Below are 24,577 nucleotides of genomic sequence, written 5' to 3'. Positions count from 1 at the left end.
CATGTCACTCATTCACGGCGGAGTGCGGTTCGTCCCGACCCGGGCGGGAATCGTCAATCTGTGGGACTACCGCGACCAGGAGTTCAGTTTCGCCGACGGCCGTCTGGTGCTGCGCGGACCCAACGGTTCCGGTAAGACCAAGGCGCTCGAGGTGCTGTTCCCGTTCGTGCTGGACGGGCGGATCGAACCGCGCAGGCTGAACCCGTTCGCCGGTGAAGAACGCACCATGAAGTCGAATCTGCTGTACCGCAAGCAGGAATCGGCCTACTCGTATGTGTGGATGGAGTTCGCGCGCGGCAGCTGGGACGATCCAGAAACCGTCACTGTCGGCATCGGCATGCGCGCCACCCGCTCCTCGGACAAGGTGACCCGCTGGTACTTCGTCGCCGACGGCCGCGCCGGGGTGGACTTCTCCCTCATCGGCCCCGACGACCGTCCGCTCACCCGTAAGCAACTGGCCGAGCAGATCGGCAGCGATGCCATCGTCGACCGTCCCGTCGAGTACCGCGCGGCGATCGACGCACGCATGTTCGGGCTCGGCGTGCAGCGCTACGACCAGCTGATCAACCTGATTCTCACCCTGCGAAGGCCCCAACTCGCCAAGAACCTCGACCCCCGTGGGCTCTCCCAGGCACTCACCGACGGCCTTCGCCCCCTCGACGAGCAGTTGATCCTCGACGCCGCTCGCTCGTTCAGCGATATGGAAGAGGTCGGCCAGACCCTCGACGGCCTCGTCCAAGCCGACACCGCGACCCGCCGTTTCGTCGACGTGTACCGCAAATACCTTGCGGTACAGGCGAAAACCGACGTCGACCAACTGCGCACCCGCCTCGACGCCGTCACCAACGCCTCCACCGCGCTCTTCGCCGCGACGGCCCTGCGCACCCGTCGCGAAACCGACCGCACCGAAGCCGAGACCAGAGCCGAAAACGCCGATCACGCCTACGAACAGGCCATCGCCGACCGCGAGAACCTCCAACGCTCCAGCGCCTACGAGGGCAAACAGCAACTCGACGACCTGGCCGACGCCGTGCGCCGCCTCGAAACCTCCGCCGCGGCCCACCGCGACAAGGCCGCCGAAGCGGCACATACCCTGCAACGCCGTGCCGAAGAAGCCTCCCGGGCCACCGAAGCGGTGCGCACCGCGGCAGCCGCCCTCGTTCGCGGCGAAGACGCGGTCCGCGCCGCCGCCGAAGAAGCGGGCATCGAATGGACTCCGCCCAGCGCCGAAGGCCGCGGCGACCAGTTCACCGCGGCGGTCCGCGGTCACGCCGAAGAGCGCGACGCCGATGTCCGTGCCGTTCGAAAGGCACTGGGCAAGTGGGAAACCGCCGCCGCGGACCGCACCCGTTCCGAACGCCTCGCCGAACGCGCGATCGAACTGCGTGACTCCGCCGCCGCGGAAGTGGCCCACGCCGAAGCGGCGGTTACCCTGGCCCGCAGCGAATCCGCGGCCGCCCTGCGCACCTGGTGGAACACCAACACCGAGGTTTTCGCACCGGTCTCCGAACTCGAAGGTGTGCCCACGGAAGGCGCCGGTAGCGCGCCGGACACCAGCGGGCCTGCCGACCGAGGTCGTGCCGCGGGCTTGTTCGAGGCGCTCGACGCTGCCTTGGCCGGCGCGGGAGTGGCCGACATTCCCTCGGCATCAGAGGTTTTGGCCGAGCGATGCGAGCCGCTGCAGGAACAGATTCGCACCCGCCGCCAAGAAGCCCGGTCCCACGCGAGCGCTGCCGCCGCGCGCCGCGACGCACTGACTGCCGAACGTCAACAGATCGCCGCCCAGCGCGACGACGCTCCCCCACCGCACGCCACCAGAACCGGTGTCCGAGAAGGACTTCCGGGTGCTCCACTCTGGCAGCTGGTGCGGTTCGCCGACTCGGTGTCCGCGCAGGACGCGGCCGGTATCGAAGCGGCGCTGCAGTCCGGCGGCCTGCTCGACAGCTGGATCTGCGGCCCGACCCTGCCCGCCGACATCGACTCCGACCACTTCCTGCTCCCTTTGCCGGTCGACCAGCGTCCAGCCGGCCGCACGCTCGCCGATGTCCTTGTCGTCGAAGAGGATTCCGGCGCGCTCACGGTTCCCACCGAGACGGTCGCCGCCGTGCTGGCCTCCATCGCTGTCCACGACGCCGCACAGCCGCACAGCCCGGACCCGACGACGCGCGTCGCAGCGTCGTGCACCGGGACCACGCTCACCGCACTGACCAGTGCCGACACCCCACAAGTCGTGGTCGGCCTCGCCGGATCCTTCCGACAGGGCGTTCTCGTCGGCCACCACCATAAGCCCGAGGCCGAGTTCATCGGGACGACCGCGCGAGCTCGAAGGCGTGAGTCCCGGCTCGCCGAGATCGAGGCAGCGATCGAGGCCGCCGCTGCCGAGCACGACGCCGCGCGGGCCGAAGATACTTCGGCCACTGCGCAATTGGCCACGCTGTCGGCGGCTGCCAAGGCTCTGCCGCGCCCGTCGGCGGTGACCTCCGCCTTGCGTGCCGTAGCCGAGACCGCCGGTCTGATGCGTTCGCGTGTGGAGGCCGCGACGCAGGCCGAGCGCGAACTCGACCAGGCCGTCGCCGAAGTCGCGGCCCTGGACAAGAAGGTTCGTGCCGCCGCCGCGGCACACCGAACCCCCCGCGAGGCGCGCGAACTCGAGGCGCTGGCCGCCGCTATCCGCCATTTCGAGAACACCGGCACCGGACTGCTCCGTCTGCGCGCCGAGCACGAGCGGGAACGTGAACGCGAACGTGAGGGCGCCGACCGGCACGACGAAGCGCGGGCACTGGCCGAGGCGTTCGCCGAAGAGGCCGAGGCGGCGCGGCTCGGCTATACCGAACAGCACCGCAAACTCGAAACGCTGCGAGAGGCATTGGGCGCCAGTGCCGCCGACATCGATCGTGACCTCGACCTGGCCCGTGGTGCCATCGAGGCCGCCAAGGCCGAACAGCGGGCCGCGCGCAAGGCCGCCAATGCCGCCATCGAAGCGGTCGGCGACGCCGAGGCCGCCTATCGCACCGCCAACGAGGCGCTCGCCACCGCGCTCACCGAGGTGCTCGGCGAGGTGCGTTCGCTGGCCCCCTACGCCCGACCCGACCTGCTGAGCTTGTTGGGCGCCTCGGTCGAACATCGGTGGCCCAGTAGCGATGCCGCGTGGTCCACCCCGGAACAGTTGCAGTACCGCATCGTGGCCGCGGGCCCGGAGACCGACCCGGTGGTGCTGCCCGACGAGGTGGCAGCCCTGTTCGCTGACCTCGACACCGCTACCAGCCAGGTCCGCGCCACCGAGGCCGGTCGCAAGTCCACCCGGTCCGCGGTGACCAGCGCACTCCAGGAATTCGACGCCGCGCTCACCGCATCCGGTCGCGACTATCGTCTGAACTGGGACGCCGCCGACGGACTCACCGTCGTCGCCGTCCACGACGAGAACGGCCAGGCCGCCCTCGCCGACTTCGCCGCCCGCATCGACGCCGCCCGCCGCGACCAGGAACTACTGCTCACCGACGCCGAACGCCGCATCCTCGAAGACGCGCTGCTCACCGGCCTGGCCCAGCAGATCCACGAACGCACCACCGACGCGCGCGAACTCATCTCCCGCATGGGCGCGGAGATGAAGCAGCGGCGGATGTCGTCGGGCAACACCATCGGCGTGCACTGGATCCTCGCCGACGGTCTGTCGGAGTCCGCGCGCTCGATGTGCAAACTCCTCGACCGCGACACCACCGCTCTCAGCTCGGAAGACCTCGGCTCGGTCCGCGCCCATTTCGCCGCCGAGATCCGCGCCGCCCGCACCGCACACCCGGAACGCTCGTACCCCGAAATCCTCGCCGCCACCCTCGATTACCGCACCTGGCGAGTCTTCTCCTTCACCCTCATCTCCGGCGACGGCACCGAGGACAAACTCACCGTCGCCCGCCACAGCGCCCTCTCCGGCGGCGAACAGTCGGTCTCTCTGCACCTTCCCCTCTTCGCCGCCGCCCACGTGATGCTCGACTCGGCCGATCCTCAGGCTCCCCGCCTGCTGGCCCTCGACGAAGCCTTCGCCGGTGTCGACGACAACGGTCGCAGCGAATTGCTCAGCCTCAGCGTGCAATTCGACCTCGACCTGTTCATGACCGGTTACGACCTGTGGATCACCTACGCCCACGTCCCCGGCTGCGCGCACTACGACCTGGCCCACTCCACCGCCGAAAATACTGTCAGCGCGACACTTCTCGTCTGGGACAGCGGTGAGCTCCTCGCCGAACACGACGGCGGCGACCTCACCACGGCGCTGGGCTCCCCCAACCGTCGTCGCGTTGCCAACACCATCGAGGGCGGGTTGACGCTGGAGGGCATGCCCGGCGAACCGGCATCGGTGGGCTGAACTGGCACCCATCAACTGCCAGATGACGTTTCGTAGCACGTGACGAGCGCGGCGGCACGCTTGCGTAGAGAGGCGCGCAACCACGGTGGGGCCAGCACCTCGGCGTCGGTGGCGAGCTGCCACATCGCCCATTCGGCATGTCGGGAATCCTGGAAGGTGACCTCCAGCCGCAGCACGCCGTCGTCGTCCGCTTCCTCGCTGTGGACGGCCAGCGCGGTGCCGACCAGTTCCTCGCGCCGCGTCGGGTTCACCCGAACCTGCACGGTGACCAGATCGCCACCGGCACGAAACCGCGCGCTGCGTTGCTGCCATGCCTGATCCAGATCGACCCGGTCCGGTCGCTGTGCGGGTTCGTCGAGCTCCTCGGCGGCCACGATCCGCGACAGTCGGTAGGTGCGGTCCGCGCCGGATCTCGTCGCGAGCAAATAGCCTTGGCGTCGGACGGTGACCAGGCCGATCGGGTCCACCGTGCGCCATTCGGCGCCGTGGCCGACGGCCGCGTAGTTGATGCGCAGCTTGTGTCCGGCGAGCACCGCGCGCCGGACCTCGGTCACGATCGTGTCGGACAGGTCCTCGGTGTCCAGCCGCCGAGACAGGAGGTCGGTCTCCGGGTCGATGAGCAATCGCTCGGCGGCGTCGCTCGCGATCTCCCGATAGTTCTCGGGCAGCGCGTCGACCACCTTGAGCATGGCCGACGCGAGCGCCGAGCCGAGCCCGAACGCCTGTGCGCCACGCCGTGATCCAGCGATCAGCAACGCCAGCGCCTCGTCGTGATTCAGCCCGGTGAGCTCGGTCCGGAACCCGGGCAACAACGCGAAACCACCGTGCCTGCCGCGTTCGGCATAGACAGGGACGCCGGCGGTGGACAGCGCCTCGATGTCGCGCAGCACGGTGCGGGTGGACACCTCCAGCTCGCGCGCGAGGGTTTCGGCCGACAGCCGACCGTGGCGACGCAGCAGGAGCACCAGGGAGACCAACCGGTCAGCTCGCATAGGAAAAACTATGCCAGGAATACACGACACAGGATGTCGTGTATTCCTGGCAGATTCATCAGCATGACAAACACCGAGCACGCACCCCGCCCGACCCACACCGTCGTCAACCCCGACGGCCTGCACGATCCGACCCCCTTCGGCTACAGCCACACCGCCGTCGTCCCCGCGGGAACGGAGCTGGTTCTCGTCTCGGGTCAGTACGGATCCCGACCCGACGGCGCGGTCGTCTCCCCCGACTTCACCGACCAGGTCGACCAGACCTTCCGCAACATCGCCACCGCCCTGGCCGCCCACGGCCTCGACCTCGGCCACGTCGTCCAACTCCGCACCTATGTCGTGAATCACGACGTCAGCAAACTCGGCCCCATCGCCGCCGCTGTACAGGCGAACTGGGGCACGACCCCACCCACCCAGACCCTCATCGGCGTCGCGAGCCTCGCCACTCCCGATGTGCTGTTCGAGGTCGAAGCCGTCGCCGCCCGTCCCTGATCCGGTGTGGGTCCCATAGCGCGGTAAGCGCGTGACCGGACACCCGAGCCGCTCGGTCAGAAGCCGCCTCGTAGGCACACGGCCGCCTACGAGGCGCGGGCGACCGGTCGAGCCCGGTCGAGGACATCGTGGGTCTCGGCGAGCATGTCGAGCAGGTCGGGATCCTCGGTCCGGTCGAATGCCGCGGTCACCGCTTCCATGGCGGGCCCGTTGCCGAGCCACCTGACCAGTTCGTCGTACGCGACCCAGCCGCGGTCCCAGTAGGAGTTCGTCGGAATCACCCTGCCGTCCTCGATCCGGCATCCGCGCACGACGAACTCGTGCAGATTCCGCACCGACAGCGCTGAATCCAGCAGCTCCCACTCCTCGAGCCGTGCGGCGATCGTAGACTCCGCCGCACCCAGTGCGCAGAGGACGACGGCGATGCCCGTTCGTGGATACGCAGCGGTGAACATGCTGTGCCACAACGCGTCCAGCACCTCGGCGATCGCGTCGGCCTGCGGCCACGATTGCCAGCCGACGCTGCCGAGTTTGCGATACACGACCTCCATATCGGGCATGTGCGGATCGTCGGTGTGGAGCAGTTGCAGGATGCGACCGGTCAGGTATCGCAAATCCGCCTCCGACCCCACCGTGCCCAACACACGAAAGGCGTAGCCGCCCAGCTCAGTTCCGGTGAGCTGATGGCGCGGCTTGTTCAGCAGTACCGCGTAGTCCGCCGGATTCCGGCAGCACGAGCAGGCCTCGATCGCGGTCGGCGGACCTACCGCTGCGAACGCATCATCGAGTGCGAGCAGCGCTCCTGCGAGCGCGCGATCGACCCCGATGTAAGTCGACCTGTACGGCATTCGCGAGTCGTCGACCACCCGCCTCACACTACAAGCGGTTCGGGTTGGCCCAGAGACAATTTCGGCAGGCCAGGAGCCAGCCGTACACAGTCGTGCGCAACGACTCGAATGCAGGTTGTTCCAGATGGGCCGGCTCGGCGATGACGCGATCGTGGCCGGGTTACCCGGTCGGCAAGGCGGCGGTCAGGCGGTGCACGAGGATGCGCAGACTCGCGGCCAATTCTGGCGAATTGTGTACGCGGAAGGGGACACCGAGGGTGGTCAGCTGGGTGGCGAGCCACGCAGGGTCGTCGTCTCGGGTGGCGGTGAGGCGGCACGTGGCGGCGCCGGCGGCGTGCAGGGTGTTCGGTTCTTCGCCGAGGCGGCCCGCGATGCGGCCGTGTGGTGCTTCGATGGTGACGTCGACGTGGTATTCGGTTGTGGCCCAGTCGGTTCGGTGGCCTGCGACGTAGTCGGCCGGGTCGGCGGCGGGGAGGTCGCGGGGGGTGATGCGGGCGCCGGTGGGGTGGGGGGTTTCGATGCGGTCGGCGCGGTAACTGCGCCAGGCGTCGCGGTCGAGGTCGTAGGCGACGAGGTACCAGCGGCGGCCCGCTGCGGCGACACCGGCGGGTTCGGTGTGGCGGCGGGATTCGGTGCCGGTGGCGTCGCGGTAGGTGAAGCGCAGGCGTTCTCGGTTGGTGACGGCGGCGGCGAGGGTGGTGAGCACCTCGGGGTCGACGGTGGGGCCCTCGCCCGCGCGGACCGTGACCGCCGAACCGACTACGCGCACCCGTCTGCGCAGTGTGGTCGGCAGGACTTGCTCGAGTTTGGTCAAGGCCCGTACCGAGGCGTCCTCGATGCCCGCGACCGCTTGTCCCGCAGCGACTCTCAGCCCGACAGCCACCGCGACCGCCTCGTCCGCGTCGAGGATCAACGGCGGCAGCGCCGAACCCGCGGTGAGCCGGTATCCACCGGCCGCACCCATCGCCGCGACCACCGGGTACCCGAGCTCGCGCAGCCGGTCGACATCGCGTCGTACGGTCCGATCGGTGACGCCGAGCCGATCGGCCAGTTCGCTGCCGGGCCACTCCCGTGGCATCTGCAACAGGGAGAGCAAACGGAGCAGGCGGGCGGCGGTGTCGGTCATGTTCTCGATTCTGCCGGATATCTAGGACCGATCCTGTCCTAGATGATTTGTAGCGTCGAAATCACACCGACAACGAGGAGTTCCGATGAGCACCATTCGCCCGTTCCGCATCGACATCCCCCAGGCCGACCTCGACGACCTGCACGACCGGCTGACCAGGGCGCGCTGGGCGGCTCCGCTGCCGGGCGAGGGCTGGGAGCGCGGCATCCCCACCGAGTACCTGCGTGAGCTCGCCCGGTACTGGGTGAACGAATTCGATTGGCGGGCAAAAGAAGCCGCGCTGAACACGTTTCCCCAGTTCATCACCGAGATCGACGGCCTCGGCGTCCATTTCGTGCATGTTCGCTCCCCCGAGCCCGACGCGGTGCCGCTGCTGCTGACCCACGGCTGGCCCAACTCGTTCGTGGAGTTCACCCGCACTATCGGCCCGCTCACCGATCCGCGCGCCCACGGCCTCGATCCCGCACTCGCCTTCGACGTGGTGATCCCGTCCGTCCCCGGCTTCGCCTTCTCGGCGGCGCCGCGCGAACCCGGAATGACCACCGCACGGGTCGCCGCGATGTGGGCCACTCTGATGGACCGCCTCGGCTATGACCGCTACGGCACGCAGGGCGGTGACCTCGGCGCCTACATCGCGCCGGAGATGGCGCTCGCCGCCCCGGAATACGTGATCGGCGTGCATCTCGACGGCGGGATCGGCATGCCGACCGAGGCCGACGTGCCCGCGATGTCGGCCGAGGATCGCGCGCAGTGGGCGGAAATGCAGCAGTGGATGACCGGCGGCGTCGACCACCACGCCCTGTTGCGGGCGGCGCCGCAAACCTTCGCCCTCGGCTGGAACGATTCGCCGGTCGCACTGCTGGCATGGATGATGCAGAAGTTCCAGGAGTTCGCCTACATGGCCGACCGCGCCGAAGACGTGATCGAGCGCGACCATCTGCTGACCAATATCGCCCTGTACTGGTTCACCCAGACCACCGGCACCTCGTCCTGGCCGATGTACGACGGACTGCGCGACGGCGGCGGTTTCGGTTGGCCCACCGACCAGAACCTGGTGCCCACCGGCGTCTACGGTGGCGGTTCACCGCTCATGCGCAAATTCGCCGACCACGGCAACAAGATCACCCACTGGCCGTCGGGAAATCCGGGCAACCATTTCGTCGCGATGGAGGAACCTGTCGCACACGTCGCCGACATCCGGACATTCTTCGCCGAGCTGCGCTGAACTGTTCAGCTCTAGCGATGACTCGCGTCCGGCACCCGAGGCGGACACGGTGTGCCGGGCGCGGTGACCAACTCGAAATGCCACCACTCGTTGTCGAAGGTGCGGCACAGCCCCCACCGGTAGCCGTTGATCTCGAGCCACTGCGCCCCCACCTGCGGGCCGACATCGACGGCACGGCCGGAGACATGGGTGGATTCCTCCGGCGGCAGCACCCAGCGACGTGCCTCTTCGGGGCTGCCGTAGGTGGCGAGGCCGTCCTGCCAGAGCCATTGCTGCTGCTCGTAGGTGCGATGGCCGGAGGTGATCGACAGTGGCACATCCTCGGCATGGGCCTGCTGCTCGGCGAGGGTGTAGGCGGCGGCGAGCGGCGGGTCGAGGCCTTCGGCGCCCGCTGCCGATTGGAACTGTTCGCGCGGCTCGGGCTGGGCGCCGACGGCGCCGATGCCGACGGCGGTCACCGCGGCGGCGGCCGTCATCGTCACCAGGATCCGGTCGGCCGCGCGGCCGAGCACAGTTTTCATAGACGGATTCTATCGACCCGACCGGTCGCCGAGACCGAGGCGCCACTGCTCGATCACCCGGCCGGTTTCGGTCTGCGGGGGTTCGCCGTAGAGCCACTCGCGGGCGAGCTGATGCCAGTTGGCGGTGGCGCGCAGCTGGCCGAGGGTGGCGAAGGTGAACAGGTCGGCGCGGCGGGAGAACACGTGCTCGGGGGGCAACAGCTGTTTGTGCATGCCCTGGAAGTCCGAGGAGCGCGGATCGATCGCGAGAAGCAGTGCGCCGGTGGCCAATTCCGGGGTGATCGTGACGGCCTCGTCGAGCAGGTGCCAGCCGGTGGCGGCCCAGACGTAGGCCAGACTCTCCTCGGCGGTAACCGCGGAATCGGGGTCGATGATCCCGCGGCCCACCCACGCCGCGAACAGATCCTCGCCCCGGCCTTCCGCGGCGGCCCGCAGGACGTCACGCTCGAATTCGACGTGGTCGGGGTCCATCTCCTTGTAGAGACCGAAGTCGACGAAGGCGAGTTTGCCGTCAGCGGCCAGCAGCACATTGCCCGGATGCGGATCGCCACAGAACTCGTTGTCGGCGAACAGGCCGGCGATATAGAAGCGATAGATCAGCTCACCGAGCCGGTCACGTTCGGCCGCGGGCAGGGTCTGGATATGCGAAAAGGGATGCCCCTCGACGAATTCGGTGACCAGCACATTGTGCGTACAGAATTCTTCGATGCTGTCGGGCACGGTGATGAAGGGATGGCCGCGATAGCGTTGCGCGACCCGATGCTGGGTTCGAGCCTCACGCTCGTAGTCGAGTTCGCTGCGCAGATTGCTGGCGACCTCCTCCAGCACACCCGTATCGGCCAAGCTCGGCAGCGCTGTTCTCGCCATCTTGCCCAGGAACTCGAGATTGCTGATATCGGCGTGGACGGCGCGTTCCACCCCGGGATACTTCACCTTGACCGCGACGACGCGCCCGTCGTGCAGTCGTGCCCGGTGCACCTGGCCGATCGACGCCGCCGCGATCGACGTCTCACCGAACTCGGCGAAGGTCCGCGACAACGGACCGAGATCGTCCTCGATCACCTGCCGCATCGTCGAGAACGGCATCGCGGGCGCCCGGTCCTGCAGGGACGCGAGCTGGGCGCGGAACTGCTCTCGATGGGCTTCGGGCACGAAGTCGAGATCGAGCACCGACCCCATCTGCCCGAGTTTCATCGCCGAGCCCTTCATGCTCCCCAGCACCGCGACGATCTGCTGCGCCTTCATCATCGCCGACCGCTCGGCCAGTACCTCCCGCGCCTCGTCGGTGCGGCCTATCATCGACAGCCGCCGCCCGACTTCCCGCATGGCCTGACCGGCAGCGAACTGCCCCAACTTCGCGCTGCGCGTCGCCCGCCCCCTCGGCACTGAACCGCTCGCCAATCCGCACCCCTGTCCGCCGTATGTCGGGCGTCACATTACACCGGGGTGACAGGCGCCGCCGGGCCCGTGAAACAGACGAAACCCCGGCACCCGCCGAAGCGGATACCGGGGTTATCGGAGCCGGATGACTACACGCGTTCCTTGGAACGGGTGCGCACGCGCAGGGCGATGGGCTTGGAGGTCTCGGCGAAGAAGTCGTTGCCCTTGTCGTCGACGACGATGAAGGCGGGGAAGTCTTCGACGTCGATCTTCCAGACGGCTTCCATGCCGAGTTCGGCGTATTCCAGGACCTCGACGTTCTTGATGCAGTCGAGGGCGAGGCGGGCGGCGGGGCCACCGATGGAACCGAGGTAGAAGCCGCCGTGTTCGTGGCACGCCTTGGTGACCTGGGCGGAACGGTTGCCCTTGGCGAGCATGACCATGGAGCCGCCCGCCGCCTGGAACTGGTCGACGTAGGAGTCCATCCGACCGGCGGTGGTGGGACCGAAGGATCCCGAGGCATAGCCCTCGGGGGTCTTGGCGGGGCCCGCGTAGTAGACGGCCATGTCGCGCAGGTACTGCGGCATGGGTTCGCCCGCGTCGAGGCGTTCCTTGATCTTGGCGTGGGCAATGTCGCGGGCCACGACCAACGGACCGGTCAGCGAAAGACGGGTCTTCACCGGGTATTTCGACAACTCGGCGCGGATCTCGTCCATCGGGCGATTGAGATCGATCTTCACGACGTCGCCACCGAGGATGTCGGAGGTCTGCTCCGGAAGATACTGGGCCGGTTCGGTTTCCAGCTGCTCCAGGAAGATGCCGTCCTTGGTGATCTTGGCCAGCGCCTGGCGATCGGCCGAGCAGGAGACAGCGATCGCGACGGGGCAGGACGCGCCGTGGCGGGGCAGGCGGACCACGCGCACGTCGTGGCAGAAGTACTTGCCGCCGAACTGCGCGCCGATGCCGAACTCGCGGGTGAGCTGGAAGACCTCTTCTTCGAGCTCGACGTCCCGGAAGGCGTGACCGGTGATGGAGCCCTCGGTGGGCAGGTTGTCCAGGTAGTGCGCCGAGGCGTATTTCGCTGTCTTCAAAGCGAATTCGGCGCTGGTGCCACCGATGACCACCGCGAGGTGGTACGGCGGGCAGGCCGCGGTGCCCAGCGAGCGGATCTTCTCGTCGAGGAACTCGAGCATGCGCTCGGGGTTCAGGACGGCCTTGGTCTCCTGGTACAAGAACGACTTGTTCGCCGAACCCCCACCCTTGGCCATGAACAGGAACTTGTACACCGGGTTGTCGGCGTCGCCCTCGGTCGAATACAGCTCGATCTGGGCGGGCAGGTTGGTGCCGGTGTTCTTCTCGTCCCACATGGTGATCGGGGCGAGCTGGGAGTAGCGCAGGTTCAGCTTGGTGTAGGCGTCGAAGATGCCGCGGCTGAGCCACTCGGCGTCGTCGACACCGGTGAGCACGCCCTCGCTCTTCTTGCCCATCACGATCGCGGTGCCGGTGTCCTGGCACATCGGCAGCACGCCACCGGCGGAGATGTTGAGGTTCTTGAGCAGGTCGAGCGCGACGAAGCGGTCGTTGCCCGAGGACTCGGGGTCGTCGATGATCTTGCGCAGCTGGCGCAGGTGCGCGGGGCGCAGGTAGTGGCTGATGTCGTGGATCGCCGTCTCGGTCAGCAGCCGCAACGCCTCGGGCTCGACCTGCAAGAAGGTGCGCCCGTTGTGCTCGAAGGTGCTGACCCCCTCGCTGGTGAGCAGGCGGTAGGGCGTCTCGTCGGCGCCGATCGGAAGCAGATCGGAATAGCGGAACTCCGGCGCGGTCACGGATCGCACTCCTTCGGGCAGGGCGGGCACCGCAACACTGCGGAGCACCAGGCAGGGCTGGTCACAAAGCAATCCGCAGCCTAACGACCACCCACACCCGCACGGCGGTTAGGCAACCCTATGTGAGGTTCCTGACTGACCCTAACTAATATCGAGGTTGCACGTTCAACCCAAACGGTGCTACCCATTCTCCCGGGCGGTGGCGGGAGTGCACCGTTCAATCCGAAGCCTGCACCTTCAGAATCTGGAGCTCGATCGTGACCGATCCACAGTGGCTCGATGATGTCGAAATGCGTGCCTGGCTGGGCTATGTCCGGACCCGCGACCTGATCGCCGCGGCGATCGGACGTGACGCAGGCAGGGCAGCCAACCTGAGTTATGTCGAGTATTCCGTCATGGTCTACCTAGCCGACGCACCGGGGCAGCGGCTCACCTTCGCCGATCTGGCCTGCGCGCTCGAATGGTCGCAGAGCAGGCTCTCGCACCAGATCACCCGCATGCAGAAACGCGGGCTGGTCTCACGCGAGACGATGCCGCACGACCAGCGCCGCACCGTGGCCAAGCTGACCACGACCGGCGGGCAACTGCTCACCACGGCCGCGCCCGCGCATGTGCGCAGCGTGCGCAAACATATGATCGACGTGTTGGATCGCGACCAGCTCGCCACCCTCGCGGAGATCTACGACGTGCTCGTCGACCATCACCGCGGCGCGAAGGCCGACGATCCGGTCGGTCGACTGCAAACCACCCCACCCGGCGAGGACTAGGACCCGGCGCTGCCGCCGCCGCCGGAGGAATCGGGACGGGCCTTGCCCAGACCACCGCGCGCGACGGTGCCGCCCTTGGTCGGTGCGCCGCGATCGAAGACCTCGCCGGTGCTCGGGCGCAGGAAACTGCCCGCCGCCAGCGCGACGGCGACGCCGATCGCCGGGTACACGAAGGTATCGGTGTGCTGGTACCAGAAGCGCGAGTACCTGGCGCTCGCGGTGTCGCACTGATCGTCGGCGACCCGCACGTTGGTGGTCGTGTCCACACAGACACCGACGGACGCCGGTTTGGCGGCGGCCGCGGTCGTCATGGTCGTCCGCGACGTCGTCGTAGTCGGGGGCTTCGAGGTGGTCGTGAGCGTGGCCGACGCCGCGCGCGGTGCCGGTTTCGGGGTGGCGGTGCCACATCCGGCCGAGACCAGTGCCACCGCCACCACGGCGGGCAGCGTGTAGGACACGCTGCGCGACATCATGATTCGACGACGCGAACCCTCGATATCCGAAACCACACTCACGAAATCCCCCTCCGGCGGTACTGCCCAACCGCCGATACTAACGAGACGCGGCGCCGTTGACGACTGTTACGTCGGTCGTGAAATCCCCGTTGCCGGAATGGTTTTGCCCCGAACCCACCCCCAACGCGCGTTCGAAACCGGCCGGGATCACGATGTCGTCGCGCGTCAGGTCGGTGATCGAGGTCTTGCGCAGACCCAGCAGCGCGGAATCGATGCCGCCGCGCAGGACGTCGAGAACGTTCTCGACACCGGCCTGACCGTTGGCTGCCAGGCCCCAGAGGTACGCGCGCCCGATCAGCACCGCACGCGCACCGAGCGCCACCGCCTTCACGACATCGCTGCCGCGCCGGATGCCGCCGTCGAGGAGCACCTCGATCTGGTCGCCCACCGCGTCGGCGAGCACCGGGAGCGCGCGGATGGCGGCGGGGGTGCCGTCGAGGTTGTTGCCGCCGTGGTTGGACACCGAGATGCCCGCGACGCCCGCGTCGACGGCGCGCAGGGCGTCGTCCACCCGCATCACGCCCTTGAGCAGCACCGGGCCGTCCCATTGCGCGCAGATCCAGGCGACATCGTCCCAGTCGGGCGCCGGTGTCTGCATCCATTCGCCGTAGGCGCCGAAGAACCCGGGTGCCGCGCCGCCGCCGACCGCCATATTGGGTGCGGTGAGGTCGGGGATGCTGCCCGAGCGCAGGTAGGTCGCGAGCCAGCGCGGGCGCGCGAGGGTCTGCGGCGCGAATTTCATCATCGTGCGCAGGTTCAGCGATTCCGGGATCACCGGGCTGCCCCAGTCGCGGCCGTGTGAGAACGACCAGTCCAGGGTGAGGATCAGGCCCACCGCGCCCGCCTTCTTCGCCCTGGCCATCCGCTCGAGGATCTGGTCTCTGTTGCCACACCAGTACAGCTGGAACAGGGTCGACGGGTTGGCCGCGATGACCTCCTCGACGGGCTTGCTCGCGAAAGAGCTGAGCCCCATGGCGATTCCGCGTGCCGCCGCGGCGCGCGCGACCGCGACCTCACCGTCGGGGTGCACCGCCTGCACACCGGTCGGCGAGATCAGCACCGGCATGGAGACCTGCTGGCCCAGCACGATGGTCGATTGGTCACGTTCGCCGATCGGGCCCGCGCAGTGCGGGGCGAAACCGAGTTCGGTGAACGCGGTCTGATTGTCTTCGATGGTCTGTCCGCGTTCCGAACCCGCGATCAGCGCGCCGTACACCGACTTCGGCAGGCGCTTGCGGGCGCGCCGTTGCGCCTCGGCAACGGTCTCGAACCAGGGATTCATCGGGGTCCTTCCTCATGGTCCTGCGGCCACCATCGGCGCAGGTCTTCCAGCAATGCGGTCGTGGCGACCCGCAGTAGGTCGGCGCCTTCGTCGGCACTCGATCCGGTGGGGTCGCCGAGGATTCCATTGGGACTGGCTGCCCGCACTCCGCCCGCGCGCAGCAGCGGCAGCAGTTCGGCCAGCGGGCGGCAGTCCCCCGGCTCGGCCAGTTCGGTGCGCACCAACTCGGGACTCAGCGCGAGCTGGATCGAGGTTTCGGTGCGCCCGGCGTGCGGGTCGCCGCCGTAGCCGGGCGAGAACACCCGCACGTCGCGTGACTCCGACCGCAGCAAGGCGACGGCTCGGCGCAGCGTTTCCACATTGCCGCCGTGTCCGTTGACCAGCACGATGCGTGAGAACGTGTCCGTCGCGGAGCGACACAGTTCGACGACGAGCAGTTCCAGCGCCGCCTGTCCGATCGACAGGGTGCCCGCGAACCCCGCGTGCTCGCCGCTTGCCCCGTAGGACACGGCGGGCGCGATGAGCACGTCGCAACGCTCGGCCGCGGCCCGGCGGCACACCGCCGACGCGATATCGCTGTCGGTCGACAGAGGCAGATGCGGGCCGTGCTGCTCGGTCGCACCGAGGGGAATGACCAGGATCACTCCCGCGGCGGCGCGCACACCTGCCTCGGGCGATGTGAGGTGCGCCACGAACATGGCGCCAACATTAACGTCAGTCACTGACATAATCAATAGCTCGTGCAGGTCGAAAGCCCGCCGAGTCCCTATCCTGTATCCATGTCCGCCCCGCCGCCGCGCGCCCCGATGTCGATTCCGAAGCCGTCGGGGCACCGCGGGCGTCCGCCGCGCACCACCCGTCGCGAGCTGGAGGTGATCGCGATGAAGCTGTTCGCCGAACACGGGTTCGACGACGTCACCGTCGAACGCATCGCCGCCGAGGCCGGGGTGAGCGAGCGAACCTTCTTCCGCTACTTCCCCACCAAGGCCGAGGTGCTGTGGCACCAGTTCGACAACGAGGTCGACGACCTTCGCGCCGCGTTCGCCGCCGTCCCGGACGACGAGCCGATGATGGCGGCGGTACGCCGAATCGTGGTGGCGGCCAACAGATATCGCGCCGAGGACATCCCCGAATTGCGCACCAGGATGCGGCTGGTCTCCGGGGTCCCCGCCCTCTCGGCGGGCGCGGGGGCGCACTACGACGCGTGGGAGCACGCCGTCGGCGAGTTCGCCGCGAGCCGCCTCGGCGCGGGCGCGGGTGACCTGATTCCCCTCGCCATCGGGCGCACCACCCTGGCAGCCGCGCGTGCCGCGTTCGACGCGTGGCTCGAGCGCGGTGATACCGATCTCACCGTGTATCTGAATCAGGCGCTCCGCGCACTGGAACGCGGGTTCGCCCCGGAATAGCCGGGCGCGCCACGTTTGGGCAGCACCACGGAGGGGGTATGAGTAGGCTCAGGTTCAACGCGCACTGTGCGCACCGCAAACGTCCGTAGTCGAAAGGGGCAGGGGTTTCCATGTCCGAGGTGTCCACGAGTCTTTCGGCGGATTCGCTGCCGGCGCAACCGCTCGACAACCTGCTCCCGCAGTTGGTCGAGCACCTGCGGCAGAACCGCACCGGGCTGCGGGAAGAGTGGGCACGGCGTATCACCGAGGCCGAACTGCTGACCGCGATGACCCCGGAGGAGATCTTCTCCGAGGCGACGTCGATGTACGACAACTACGTCGAGGTGCTCGTCACCGGTAGCGTCGAGGCACTGCAGGCCTATGCCCGCGACCTGTCCGAGCGCATCATTCCGCGAGGCGTCGAGACCGACGAGGTCATCGGCATCGTGCTGCTGCTGCGCGATGTGTTGGCGCGCAGCCTCTTCGAGAAGTACCAGTCCAACTTCGAGTTGCTCAACCGCGTGCTCGACGCCTACGAACCGGCCGCCAACCGCATCGCCAACACCGTGGCCGTGTCGTTCGTGCAGGAGCGCGAGCGCGTCATCAGCCGCCAGCAAGAGGCCATCCGCGAGCTGTCCACCCCGGTGCTGCAGGTGCGTGAGCAGCTGCTCATCCTGCCGATCATCGGTGTGCTCGACTCCCAGCGCGCCCGCCAGCTCACCGAACAGCTGCTGCGCGCCATCCGCGCCAATCGCGCCAAGGTGGTCGTCATCGACATCACCGGTGTGCCCGCGATCGACTCCGTGGTGGCCAACCACCTCGTGCAGACCGTCGACGCGTCCGGCCTGATGGGCGCCAGCGTGATCATCACCGGCCTGTCCTCGGAGATCGCACTGACCCTGGTGACCATCGGCCTCGATCTGTCCAAGATGAATGCCGTCGGCGACCTGCAGGGCGGTATCGAAGAGGCCGAGCGTCTACTCGGGTACGAGGTCTCCCGAGTCACCGAACGCTTGAGCGAGCGGGACGGGCGCTGACCAAGCCACCATGCCGGTACCTATTCTCAAACAGGGCACGTACCTGATCGCGTCCGTACAGTCGGCGTTGACCGATGCCGACACCGAGCGGTTACAGGACGACCTGATGAAGCAGGTCAGTCGCTACCGCGCGACCGGCATCATCGTCGACGTCACCGCCATCGACGTGATGGATTCCTTCGCCGCGCGCTCGTTGCGCACCATCGCGCACATGACTCAGTTGCGCGGCGCGGAAACCGTCATCGTCGGGCTGCAGCCCGAGGTGGCCTTCGCCATGGTGCAACTGGGCCTTACATTCGAAGACATGCACACCGCGCTGGATCTCGAGGAAGGCCTCTCCTGGCTGAATCGGCACCCGCGGCGACGAGACGGTCGCGACAGTGGCCGCTGAGCAGGTGGCGATCGCGGTCAAGGTGTCCGAGGACATCGTCACCGCCCGGCAGGCCGGGAGCGAGTTGGCCGGTGACCTCGGTTTCACCCTCACCGACCGCACGATGATCTCCACCGCCATCTCCGAAATCGCCCGCAACATCACCAGTTACGCGGGCAGCGGCGAGATCAGGTTGCTCATCGACTTGCGCGAGGGTCGCCGCGCGCTCGTCATCCAAGCCGAGGACCAGGGCCCCGGCATCCGTGACATTCCCCGCGCGCTGGAAGACGGCTATTCCACCGGCCGCGGACTCGGACTCGGACTGCCCGGCGCGCGCAGACTGATGGACCGCCTCACCATCGATTCCGCCCCGGGCCGCGGGACGTTGATCGAGATGTGGAAGTGGGTACCCGACGTTGCATGAGGACGGGATCATCGGGCGCATGGAGTGGTCGACGGCCGGCCGGGCACTGCCCGGCCAGGACGTCTCCGGTGACCGCGCGCTCGTGCTCGACACCGGCGCCGGCGTGCTGTTCGCCGTGCTCGACGGGCTCGGTCACGGTGCGCCCGCGGCCGAGGCCGCCGATCGTGCGATGGCCATCCTCACCGAGAACTGCGGCGAACCGCTGGACGTGCTGATGGTGCTCTGCCATCGCGCGATGGTCGAAACCCGTGGCGCCGCAGTGTCATTGGCGCTGATCGAGCCGGGCGAGACGCTGCAATGGCTCGGCGTGGGCAATGTCGATTCGCGATTGCTCACCCTCGGCCCGGCCGGTCCGGAGCTCCGGGCGACGATGCTGCTCACCGGCGGGATCGTCGGGTACCGGTTGCCCTCGCACCTACAGCCGCAGACCCTGCCGATCCGCCCCGGCGATCTGCTGCTGATGGCGACCGACGGGATCGTCGCGGTCGGCCCGGAATCGCTCGACCTGGCCAAAACCGCCACTGCCATCGCGGGCGATCTGCTCGCGCGCGATGCGAAGGACACCGACGACGCACTGGTGCTCGCGGCACGTTTTCGTGGGCCGTGCCCGTGAGGCCCCGACATCGCACCAATGCGTGCGCCCCAGCTCCGTGGACCTCTTTCCCGAGGCCACGACACCGCGGCCTGTTCCCCCGGACCCGGCCGATGAGAGGTTGCCGATGAGCGCGGTCCTGGTCGCATTTCTCGACGACTATTCGGCGGCGATGCGCCGCCACGTCGCCGCGCCAGGCCAGGCCGGCCTCTCGGAGGGTTACGACCTCGGCAGACGGGCCCTCGTCGAAGACATCAGCCTGCTCGATCTCACCGAGCATCATTTCCGCGCTGTTGCCCGAGACACCGAAACGCAGGCCGATCCGCGCCGCGCCGAGGTAGCGCTGGAATTCCTGCTGCAGACCATGGCGGCGCTCGACATCGCCACCCGCGGCTACCTCGACGGCACCCGCCGCTACGAGCAGCAGCGTTCCCGCGCCGAGGATCTCGAAGGCCGCGACGCTTTTCGCACAGCGCTGGTCGAATCGTTGCAGGACGGGTTCTTCGTCGCCGACGACGACGGCACCATCGTCGAGGTGAACTCCGCGTTCGGGGTGCTCACCGGATACGGCGCCACCGAGGTCCCGTTCCGGCTGCCCCATCCGTGGGCACTGACCGATCGCGCCGGATATCCCCAGATCGGCACGGAGGCTTCACGATTCGTGATGCCGGTGCGTCATCGCGACGGCCGCGAACGCTGGCTGGCGGTGAGTGCCAGCTCGCTGGTGAAGCAGGAGAACGACGAACGGATCTTCGTCGGCACCGTGCGCGATGTCACCGCCGAACACGACGCGCAGGCCCGCGACCAGGCCGCCTCCCGCCTGGCCACCGCCGTCGGCGCGGCGACGAGCATGGTGGAGGTCCTCGCGGTCGGACTCGACGAACTGCGCCGGACCATGGGCGCCGAGACCGCGCTGGTCGCGATCTGGCCGAGCCGGACCGGACGCCCCGATGTCTACTCCTGCGGCGTGACACCGTCGAGCAAAGAAGCGGAGCCCTCCCCCGAAACCATCGGTATCACACCACAATTCACCGCGGCGCCGATGCGACAGAGCGGCCCGCGCGCCGACGGCCCCGTCGTGCTCGACGACGACACCCAGGCCCTGCTCGACCGCTCACGCAGGCAGTCCGCCCGTGGGCTCTCGGCCATCACCGGCGACGAGGGCGGGGTCGACGCGGTTGTCGCACCGCTCGGCGAGACCGGTGACGCGGCGCTGTGGGTGCGCTTCGGTGCGCCACGCGCGGTCAGCGCCGCCGACTGGGCCCTGTACTCACTGCTCGTCGGTCACCTCAGCGTCGCGCTCCAGCGCGCCCGCAACTTCGACCAGGCCCGCGCCACCTCGCTCACCCTGCAGCGGGCGATGCTCGGGCCGATCGAACTGCCGCCCAGGTTCTCGGTGCACTATGAGCCCGCCTTGCCGCCGCTGGAGATCGGTGGCGACTGGTACGACGTGGTGCCTTTGCGCGACGGCACGATCGGCGTCGTTGTCGGCGACTGTGTCGGCCGTGGTCTGTCCGCCGCCGTGGTGATGGGCCAATTGCGTACCGCGGCAAGGGCTTTGCTGCTGCGTGGGGCCGGACCGGCGCAGTTGCTCGCCGAACTCGACGCCGTGGCCTCGCGGATTCCGGGCGCCATGTGTACGACCGTCTGCGCGGCCGTGCTCGATCCCGAGCGCGGGATGGTGCGGTACTCGAACGCGGGCCACATGCCGCCGGTCCTCGCACCGCCCGGCGGTCCCGGCCGAATCCTCGAGGGTGGGCGCGCGGTTCCCCTTGCCACCTTCGATACCCCGCGCAGGCCGGAGGCCACCACGGCGCTGCCGCCGGGCGCCACCCTGGTGTTGTTCACCGATGGGCTCGTCGAGCAACGCGGGTACGACATCGCCGAGGGCTTCGTCAAGATCGCCGATGTGCTGAGCGAAACCGGTGCCGCACTCCCCCGCGATGTCGCCGACGCGGTGCTGTCACGGCTGTGCCCGCCCGCGGGCTACGACGACGACGTCGCGATGGTCGTCTACCGGCAGCCCCCGGAGCCGCTGAGCCTCGACTTTCCAGCTGCCGCAACCGAATTGGCCGGCGTGCGCCGTGGCCTCTACCGCTGGTTCGCCACCGCCGCGGTCCCGCACGACCTGGCCGCCGACCTCGTCGCCGCGGCGAACGAGGCCTGCAGCAACAGCGTCGAACACGCCTACCGCGACTCCGAACCGGGCCGCGTGAACCTCACGGCACGCTGCGACGGCGACCGGGTGGTCCTGGACATCATCGACAACGGCGCCTGGATCCCCACGCCGACCGATCCCGGCTATCGCGGTCGCGGTGTCGAGATGATGCGGGTGCTCACCGAGGACCTCTCCTTCGACCACGACGAGAACGGCACCCGGGTTCGCATGTGGGTGACCCTGCCCTCGATCACCTTCCCCACCGCGAACCCGCTGCGCGCGTCCTCGCGTCCGCCGACGGTCAGCTCGCGGCAGAACTCATTCTGACCGGGTGGTCTCGTAGGCCTCGACGTCGAAGGTCTTCAGCATCCGGCGGAACCGGAAGCTGAAGTCCGGCCACAGGGTGGCGTTGTGGCTGTTCTCGTCGACGAACCAGCTGGTGCAGTCGCCCGCGGTCCAGACAGTGCCGTCGAACTTCTTCTGCAGGTCGCGGTTGTAGGTGGTCTGCGCGTGCTCGCGGACCTCGACTGAGCGCAGGCCACGCGCGTCCATGGTGGTGATCGCATCGATGAGGTAGGTGATCTGGGATTCGATGGTGAAGATCGCCGAGGTGTAGCTCAGGACGGAGTTCGGGCCGATCATCAGGAACAGATTCGGGAAGTCGGCGACGGTCGTTCCCTTGTATCCGCACAGACCCCCGGCACCGAACACCTCCGCCAGCGTGCGCCCGTCGCGACCGCTGATCAGATCGAAGGTGGGCGAATCATCGATCCGGAAGCCCGTCGCCAACACGATGGCGTCCACCTCGCGCTCGGTGCCGTCATCGGCGACGATCGACCGTTCCCGGATCTCGGCGATGCCGTCGATCACGACCTCGACATTGTCGCGGGCCAACGCCGGGTAATAGACGTTCGAGATCAGCATGCGTTTGCACCCGAGGCGATGGTCGGGCGTCACCTTGCGGCGCAGCTCACGATCACGGATCGCCCACCACAGCCTCACTCGCGCACCGAACGAGAAGAAGTCGGCCAGCGGTGGGTACTTGGACTGCCACAACACCATGGTCTCGCGCGCCCAATACACGCCCGCGCGGGCCAGCCACTGCGCACCGGGCACATGCCGGTAATAGCGGCGCTCCAGCCAGGAGTACCTGCGGCCCATTCGCGGAAGCACCCACGGCGCACTGCGCTGGTACAGGTCGAGTCGGCCGACCTCGCCCGCGATGGACGGCACGATCTGGATCGCGGAAGCGCCGGTGCCGATGACGGCGACCCGCTTGCCCGCGCGATCGAACTCGTGATCCCAGCGGGCGGAATGGAAGACCGGGCCACGAAAGGTATTGATGCCCTTGATGTCCGGCAGTCGTGGCGCGCTCAGCGGACCGCCGGCCGATACCAGGATGTCGGCGGTGTAGGCACCCCGACCGGTCTGGATCTCCCAGCGCGCGATGTCGTCGTTCCAGCGCGCGCAGGTTACCTCGCAGTCGAAGACGATCGCCTCACGCACGCCGTGCCGGTCGACCACATCGTGCACATACCGCTGAATCTGTGGCTGTGTCGAGAAAGAATGCGTCCAGTGCGGATTGCGGGCGAACGAATACGAATACAGCTGCGAGGGCACATCGCAGCCCGCTCCCGGATAGGTGTTGTCCCGCCAGGTACCACCGAGGTCGTCGGCGCGCTCGAAGACGACGAAGTCGTCGATACCCTGCTGGCGCAATCGAATCGCCACACCCAGCCCGGCGAAACCCGCGCCGATGATTGCGACGCGGGTGTGGGGCGGGGCGGTCACGGCGTATTCGGCCTGGTCTCGTAGGCCTCGATATCGAATTTCCGGACCAGCCGCCGGTATTTGAAGCTGAAGTCCGGCCACAGCGCCGAGTTGTTGCCGTGCTTGTCGAGGAACCAACTGGTGCATCCGCCGTCGGCCCACACGGCGCGGGCCAGCTTCGGCTGCAGCTGCCGGTTGTATGCGACCTGGGCGTCCACCTTCACCTCGAACGAGCGCAGGTTCTGCTGCTCCATCGTCTCGATCGCGTCGACGAGGTAGTTGATCTGGGATTCGATGATGTAGATCAGCGATGTGTAGTTCAACCCGGAATTGGCGCCGAGCATGAAGAACATGTTCGGGAAATTGGCGACGGTGGTGCCCTTGTACATCTGGAAGCCCTCGTCGTCGGCGGCCTCGGACAACGTCCGGCCGTCGCGCCCGGTGTACAGGTTGAAGGTCGGTGAATCGGCGACGTGGAACCCGGTGGCCAGCACGATGGCATCGACCTCCCGTTCCGTGCCGTCCTCGGACACGATCGAACCGGGGCGCACCTCGGCGATGCCGTCGGTGACGACATCGACATTGTCGCGATCGAGCGCACCGTAGAACTTGTTCGACACGAGCATGCGCTTGCAGCCGATACGGTGCTCGGGCACCATCTTTCGCCGCAGCTCCGGATCCCGGATCTCCAAGCGCATCTTGACCCGGCCGACGGTTTCCAGCACGATGCCGGTCCATGGGTACTTCACCTGGGTGACCACGTAGAACTCACGCTGCAGGTAGATCAGCGCGCGCATCAGGCGTTGCAGACCGGGGATGCGCTTGAAGGCGAAACGTTCCAACGCCAGGTACGGTCGCGACACCTGTGGCATCACCCAGGTGGCGGTGCGCTGGTAGACGTCGAGGTGCTCCACGTCGGGCGCGATCGACGGAACGATCTGCACCGCCGAGGATCCGGTGCCGATGACGGCGACCTTCTTGCCGGTCAGCGTGGCATCGTGGTTCCAGCGCGCGGAGTGGAAGAGCTCACCTTCGAAACTCGAAATGCCTTTGATATCAGGCAGATTCGGCTCGGCGAGCACGCCTGCCGCCGAGACGACGAAATCGGCGGTGAAGGCGCCCTTGCTGGTCTCGATCTCCCACCGGCCGTCGGCGTCGTTCCAGCGGGTGGCGGTCATCGCGCAGTCGAAGAGGTGCTTGTCGCGAACGCCGTAGCGCTCGGACACGGTGCGCAGGTACTGCTCGATCTCCGGCTGCGGCGAGAACGTGCGGGACCAGTCGGGATTGAGCGCGAACGAATACGAGTACAGGTGCGAGGGCACATCGCAGCCCGCACCGGGATAGGTGTTGTCGCGCCAGGTTCCCCCGACATCGGGGCCACGTTCGATGACCACGAAGTCGGACATGCCACGCTGGCTCAGCCGGATGGCGGCACCGAGGCCGGACAGGCCGCTGCCCACGATCATGACTCGGACGTGGCGAGTGTTGTTACTGCTCATGCGGTGAC

22 protein-coding genes are annotated in these 24,577 nt (G+C 68.0%); 11 read left to right on the top strand and 11 right to left on the bottom strand.

Translation table 11 applies throughout. The features are described 5' to 3' along the window. The first annotated feature begins 1 nt into the window (after position 1). Positions 2-4,360 (top strand): TIGR02680 family protein, encoded by a 4,359-nt coding sequence (locus IBJ82_RS05500; RefSeq protein ID WP_194824787.1) that lies wholly within the window; start codon positions 2-4, stop codon positions 4,358-4,360. A gap of 11 nt (positions 4,361-4,371) precedes the next feature. On the opposite strand, the gene IBJ82_RS05495 is transcribed toward IBJ82_RS05500, so the two are convergent. Next, positions 4,372-5,352 carry a YafY family protein gene (locus IBJ82_RS05495; protein WP_194824786.1) on the bottom strand — a complete coding sequence of 327 codons (981 nt, stop codon included), beginning with the start codon at positions 5,350-5,352 and terminating at the stop codon, positions 4,372-4,374. Positions 5,353-5,415: 63 nt separating this feature from the next. On the opposite strand from IBJ82_RS05495, the gene IBJ82_RS05490 reads away from it, so the two are divergent. Then, positions 5,416-5,844: a RidA family protein gene (locus tag IBJ82_RS05490; protein ID WP_194824785.1), complete on the top strand. Its 429-nt coding sequence runs from the start codon at positions 5,416-5,418 to the stop codon at positions 5,842-5,844. Between the two features lie 86 nt (positions 5,845-5,930). Here IBJ82_RS05490 and IBJ82_RS05485 read toward each other — a convergent pair whose 3' ends face one another. After that, entirely contained in the window at positions 5,931-6,710 is a 780-nt protein-coding gene (locus tag IBJ82_RS05485; protein WP_194824784.1) for a hypothetical protein, read from the bottom strand. A 142-nt stretch (positions 6,711-6,852) separates the two neighbouring features. Next, positions 6,853-7,818, bottom strand: coding sequence for a YafY family protein (locus tag IBJ82_RS05480; protein ID WP_194824783.1), 966 nt, complete (start codon positions 7,816-7,818; stop codon positions 6,853-6,855). Positions 7,819-7,903: 85 nt separating this feature from the next. On the opposite strand from IBJ82_RS05480, the gene IBJ82_RS05475 reads away from it, so the two are divergent. Continuing rightward, a complete protein-coding gene (locus tag IBJ82_RS05475; protein WP_194824782.1) occupies positions 7,904-9,043 on the top strand; it encodes an epoxide hydrolase family protein in 1,140 nt (379 codons plus the stop codon). Positions 9,044-9,054: 11 nt separating this feature from the next. Here IBJ82_RS05475 and IBJ82_RS05470 read toward each other — a convergent pair whose 3' ends face one another. From IBJ82_RS05470 to IBJ82_RS05460, 3 genes are all read right to left on the bottom strand, one after another. Then, positions 9,055-9,564, bottom strand: coding sequence for a M15 family metallopeptidase (locus tag IBJ82_RS05470; RefSeq protein WP_228536449.1), 510 nt, complete (start codon positions 9,562-9,564; stop codon positions 9,055-9,057). Between the two features lie 9 nt (positions 9,565-9,573). Continuing rightward, positions 9,574-10,890, bottom strand: coding sequence for an AarF/ABC1/UbiB kinase family protein (locus IBJ82_RS05465; RefSeq protein ID WP_194825193.1), 1,317 nt, complete (start codon positions 10,888-10,890; stop codon positions 9,574-9,576). 203 nt (positions 10,891-11,093) lie between these two features. Beyond that, positions 11,094-12,770, bottom strand: coding sequence for a fumarate hydratase (locus IBJ82_RS05460; protein ID WP_194824781.1), 1,677 nt, complete (start codon positions 12,768-12,770; stop codon positions 11,094-11,096). Between the two features lie 257 nt (positions 12,771-13,027). On the opposite strand from IBJ82_RS05460, the gene IBJ82_RS05455 reads away from it, so the two are divergent. Beyond that, positions 13,028-13,537, top strand: a complete 510-nt coding sequence (locus tag IBJ82_RS05455) for a MarR family winged helix-turn-helix transcriptional regulator (protein WP_194824780.1) — start codon at positions 13,028-13,030, stop codon at positions 13,535-13,537. Here the strand turns inward: IBJ82_RS05455 and IBJ82_RS05450 are convergent. Then, entirely contained in the window at positions 13,534-13,803 is a 270-nt protein-coding gene (locus IBJ82_RS05450) for a hypothetical protein (protein WP_194824779.1), read from the bottom strand. The two genes, IBJ82_RS05455 and IBJ82_RS05450, sit on opposite strands and share 4 nt — an antisense overlap. Between IBJ82_RS05450 and IBJ82_RS05445 the strand changes: the two genes are divergently transcribed. Then, on the top strand, positions 13,796-13,990 hold the full coding sequence (locus IBJ82_RS05445; RefSeq protein WP_194824778.1) for a hypothetical protein: 195 nt from the start codon (positions 13,796-13,798) through the stop codon (positions 13,988-13,990). The two genes, IBJ82_RS05450 and IBJ82_RS05445, sit on opposite strands and share 8 nt — an antisense overlap. Before the next feature lie 99 nt (positions 13,991-14,089). Here the strand turns inward: IBJ82_RS05445 and mftD are convergent, their stop codons facing one another. Together mftD and mftE are read right to left on the bottom strand one after the other, a co-directional pair. Further along, complete coding sequence (gene mftD, locus IBJ82_RS05440; RefSeq protein WP_228536448.1) at positions 14,090-15,334, bottom strand: pre-mycofactocin synthase MftD; 1,245 nt, start codon at positions 15,332-15,334, stop codon at positions 14,090-14,092. Next, positions 15,331-16,032, bottom strand: coding sequence for a mycofactocin biosynthesis peptidyl-dipeptidase MftE (mftE, locus tag IBJ82_RS05435; protein WP_194824777.1), 702 nt, complete (start codon positions 16,030-16,032; stop codon positions 15,331-15,333). The genes mftD and mftE overlap by 4 nt, the downstream gene beginning before the upstream one ends. An 81-nt stretch (positions 16,033-16,113) precedes the next feature. On the opposite strand from mftE, the gene mftR reads away from it, so the two are divergent. The 6 genes from mftR (at position 16,114) to IBJ82_RS05405 (ending at position 21,627) form a co-directional block, all read left to right on the top strand. Further along, a complete protein-coding gene (gene mftR, locus IBJ82_RS05430) occupies positions 16,114-16,740 on the top strand; it encodes a mycofactocin system transcriptional regulator (protein ID WP_228536447.1) in 627 nt (208 codons plus the stop codon). Between the two features lie 110 nt (positions 16,741-16,850). Continuing rightward, positions 16,851-17,756 (top strand): STAS domain-containing protein, encoded by a 906-nt coding sequence (locus IBJ82_RS05425; protein ID WP_056809988.1) that lies wholly within the window; start codon positions 16,851-16,853, stop codon positions 17,754-17,756. A gap of 10 nt (positions 17,757-17,766) precedes the next feature. Beyond that, positions 17,767-18,147 (top strand): STAS domain-containing protein, encoded by a 381-nt coding sequence (locus tag IBJ82_RS05420; RefSeq protein WP_056809990.1) that lies wholly within the window; start codon positions 17,767-17,769, stop codon positions 18,145-18,147. Next, positions 18,137-18,550, top strand: a complete 414-nt coding sequence (locus tag IBJ82_RS05415) for an ATP-binding protein (RefSeq protein ID WP_056809992.1) — start codon at positions 18,137-18,139, stop codon at positions 18,548-18,550. Before IBJ82_RS05420 ends, IBJ82_RS05415 begins: the two co-directional genes overlap by 11 nt. 19 nt (positions 18,551-18,569) lie before the next feature. After that, entirely contained in the window at positions 18,570-19,163 is a 594-nt protein-coding gene (locus IBJ82_RS05410) for a SpoIIE family protein phosphatase (protein WP_165610319.1), read from the top strand. A 106-nt stretch (positions 19,164-19,269) separates the two neighbouring features. Then, on the top strand, positions 19,270-21,627 hold the full coding sequence (locus IBJ82_RS05405; RefSeq protein ID WP_194824776.1) for a SpoIIE family protein phosphatase: 2,358 nt from the start codon (positions 19,270-19,272) through the stop codon (positions 21,625-21,627). On the opposite strand, the gene IBJ82_RS05400 is transcribed toward IBJ82_RS05405, so the two are convergent. Both IBJ82_RS05400 and IBJ82_RS05395 read right to left on the bottom strand, forming a co-directional pair. Next, a complete protein-coding gene (locus IBJ82_RS05400) occupies positions 21,619-23,091 on the bottom strand; it encodes an NAD(P)/FAD-dependent oxidoreductase (RefSeq protein WP_194824775.1) in 1,473 nt (490 codons plus the stop codon). The genes IBJ82_RS05405 and IBJ82_RS05400 overlap by 9 nt on opposite strands. Next, positions 23,088-24,569, bottom strand: coding sequence for an NAD(P)/FAD-dependent oxidoreductase (locus IBJ82_RS05395; RefSeq protein WP_194824774.1), 1,482 nt, complete (start codon positions 24,567-24,569; stop codon positions 23,088-23,090). The genes IBJ82_RS05400 and IBJ82_RS05395 overlap by 4 nt, the downstream gene beginning before the upstream one ends. Positions 24,570-24,577: the final 8 nt, after the last annotated feature.

Origin of the sequence: Nocardia sp. XZ_19_231 (genome assembly GCF_015355705.1) — a bacterium.
GTDB classification, from domain to species: domain Bacteria; phylum Actinomycetota; class Actinomycetes; order Mycobacteriales; family Mycobacteriaceae; genus Nocardia; species Nocardia salmonicida.
The sequence above is the reverse complement of the archived record's forward strand: the minus strand, read 5'-3'. Positions and strand labels throughout refer to the sequence as shown.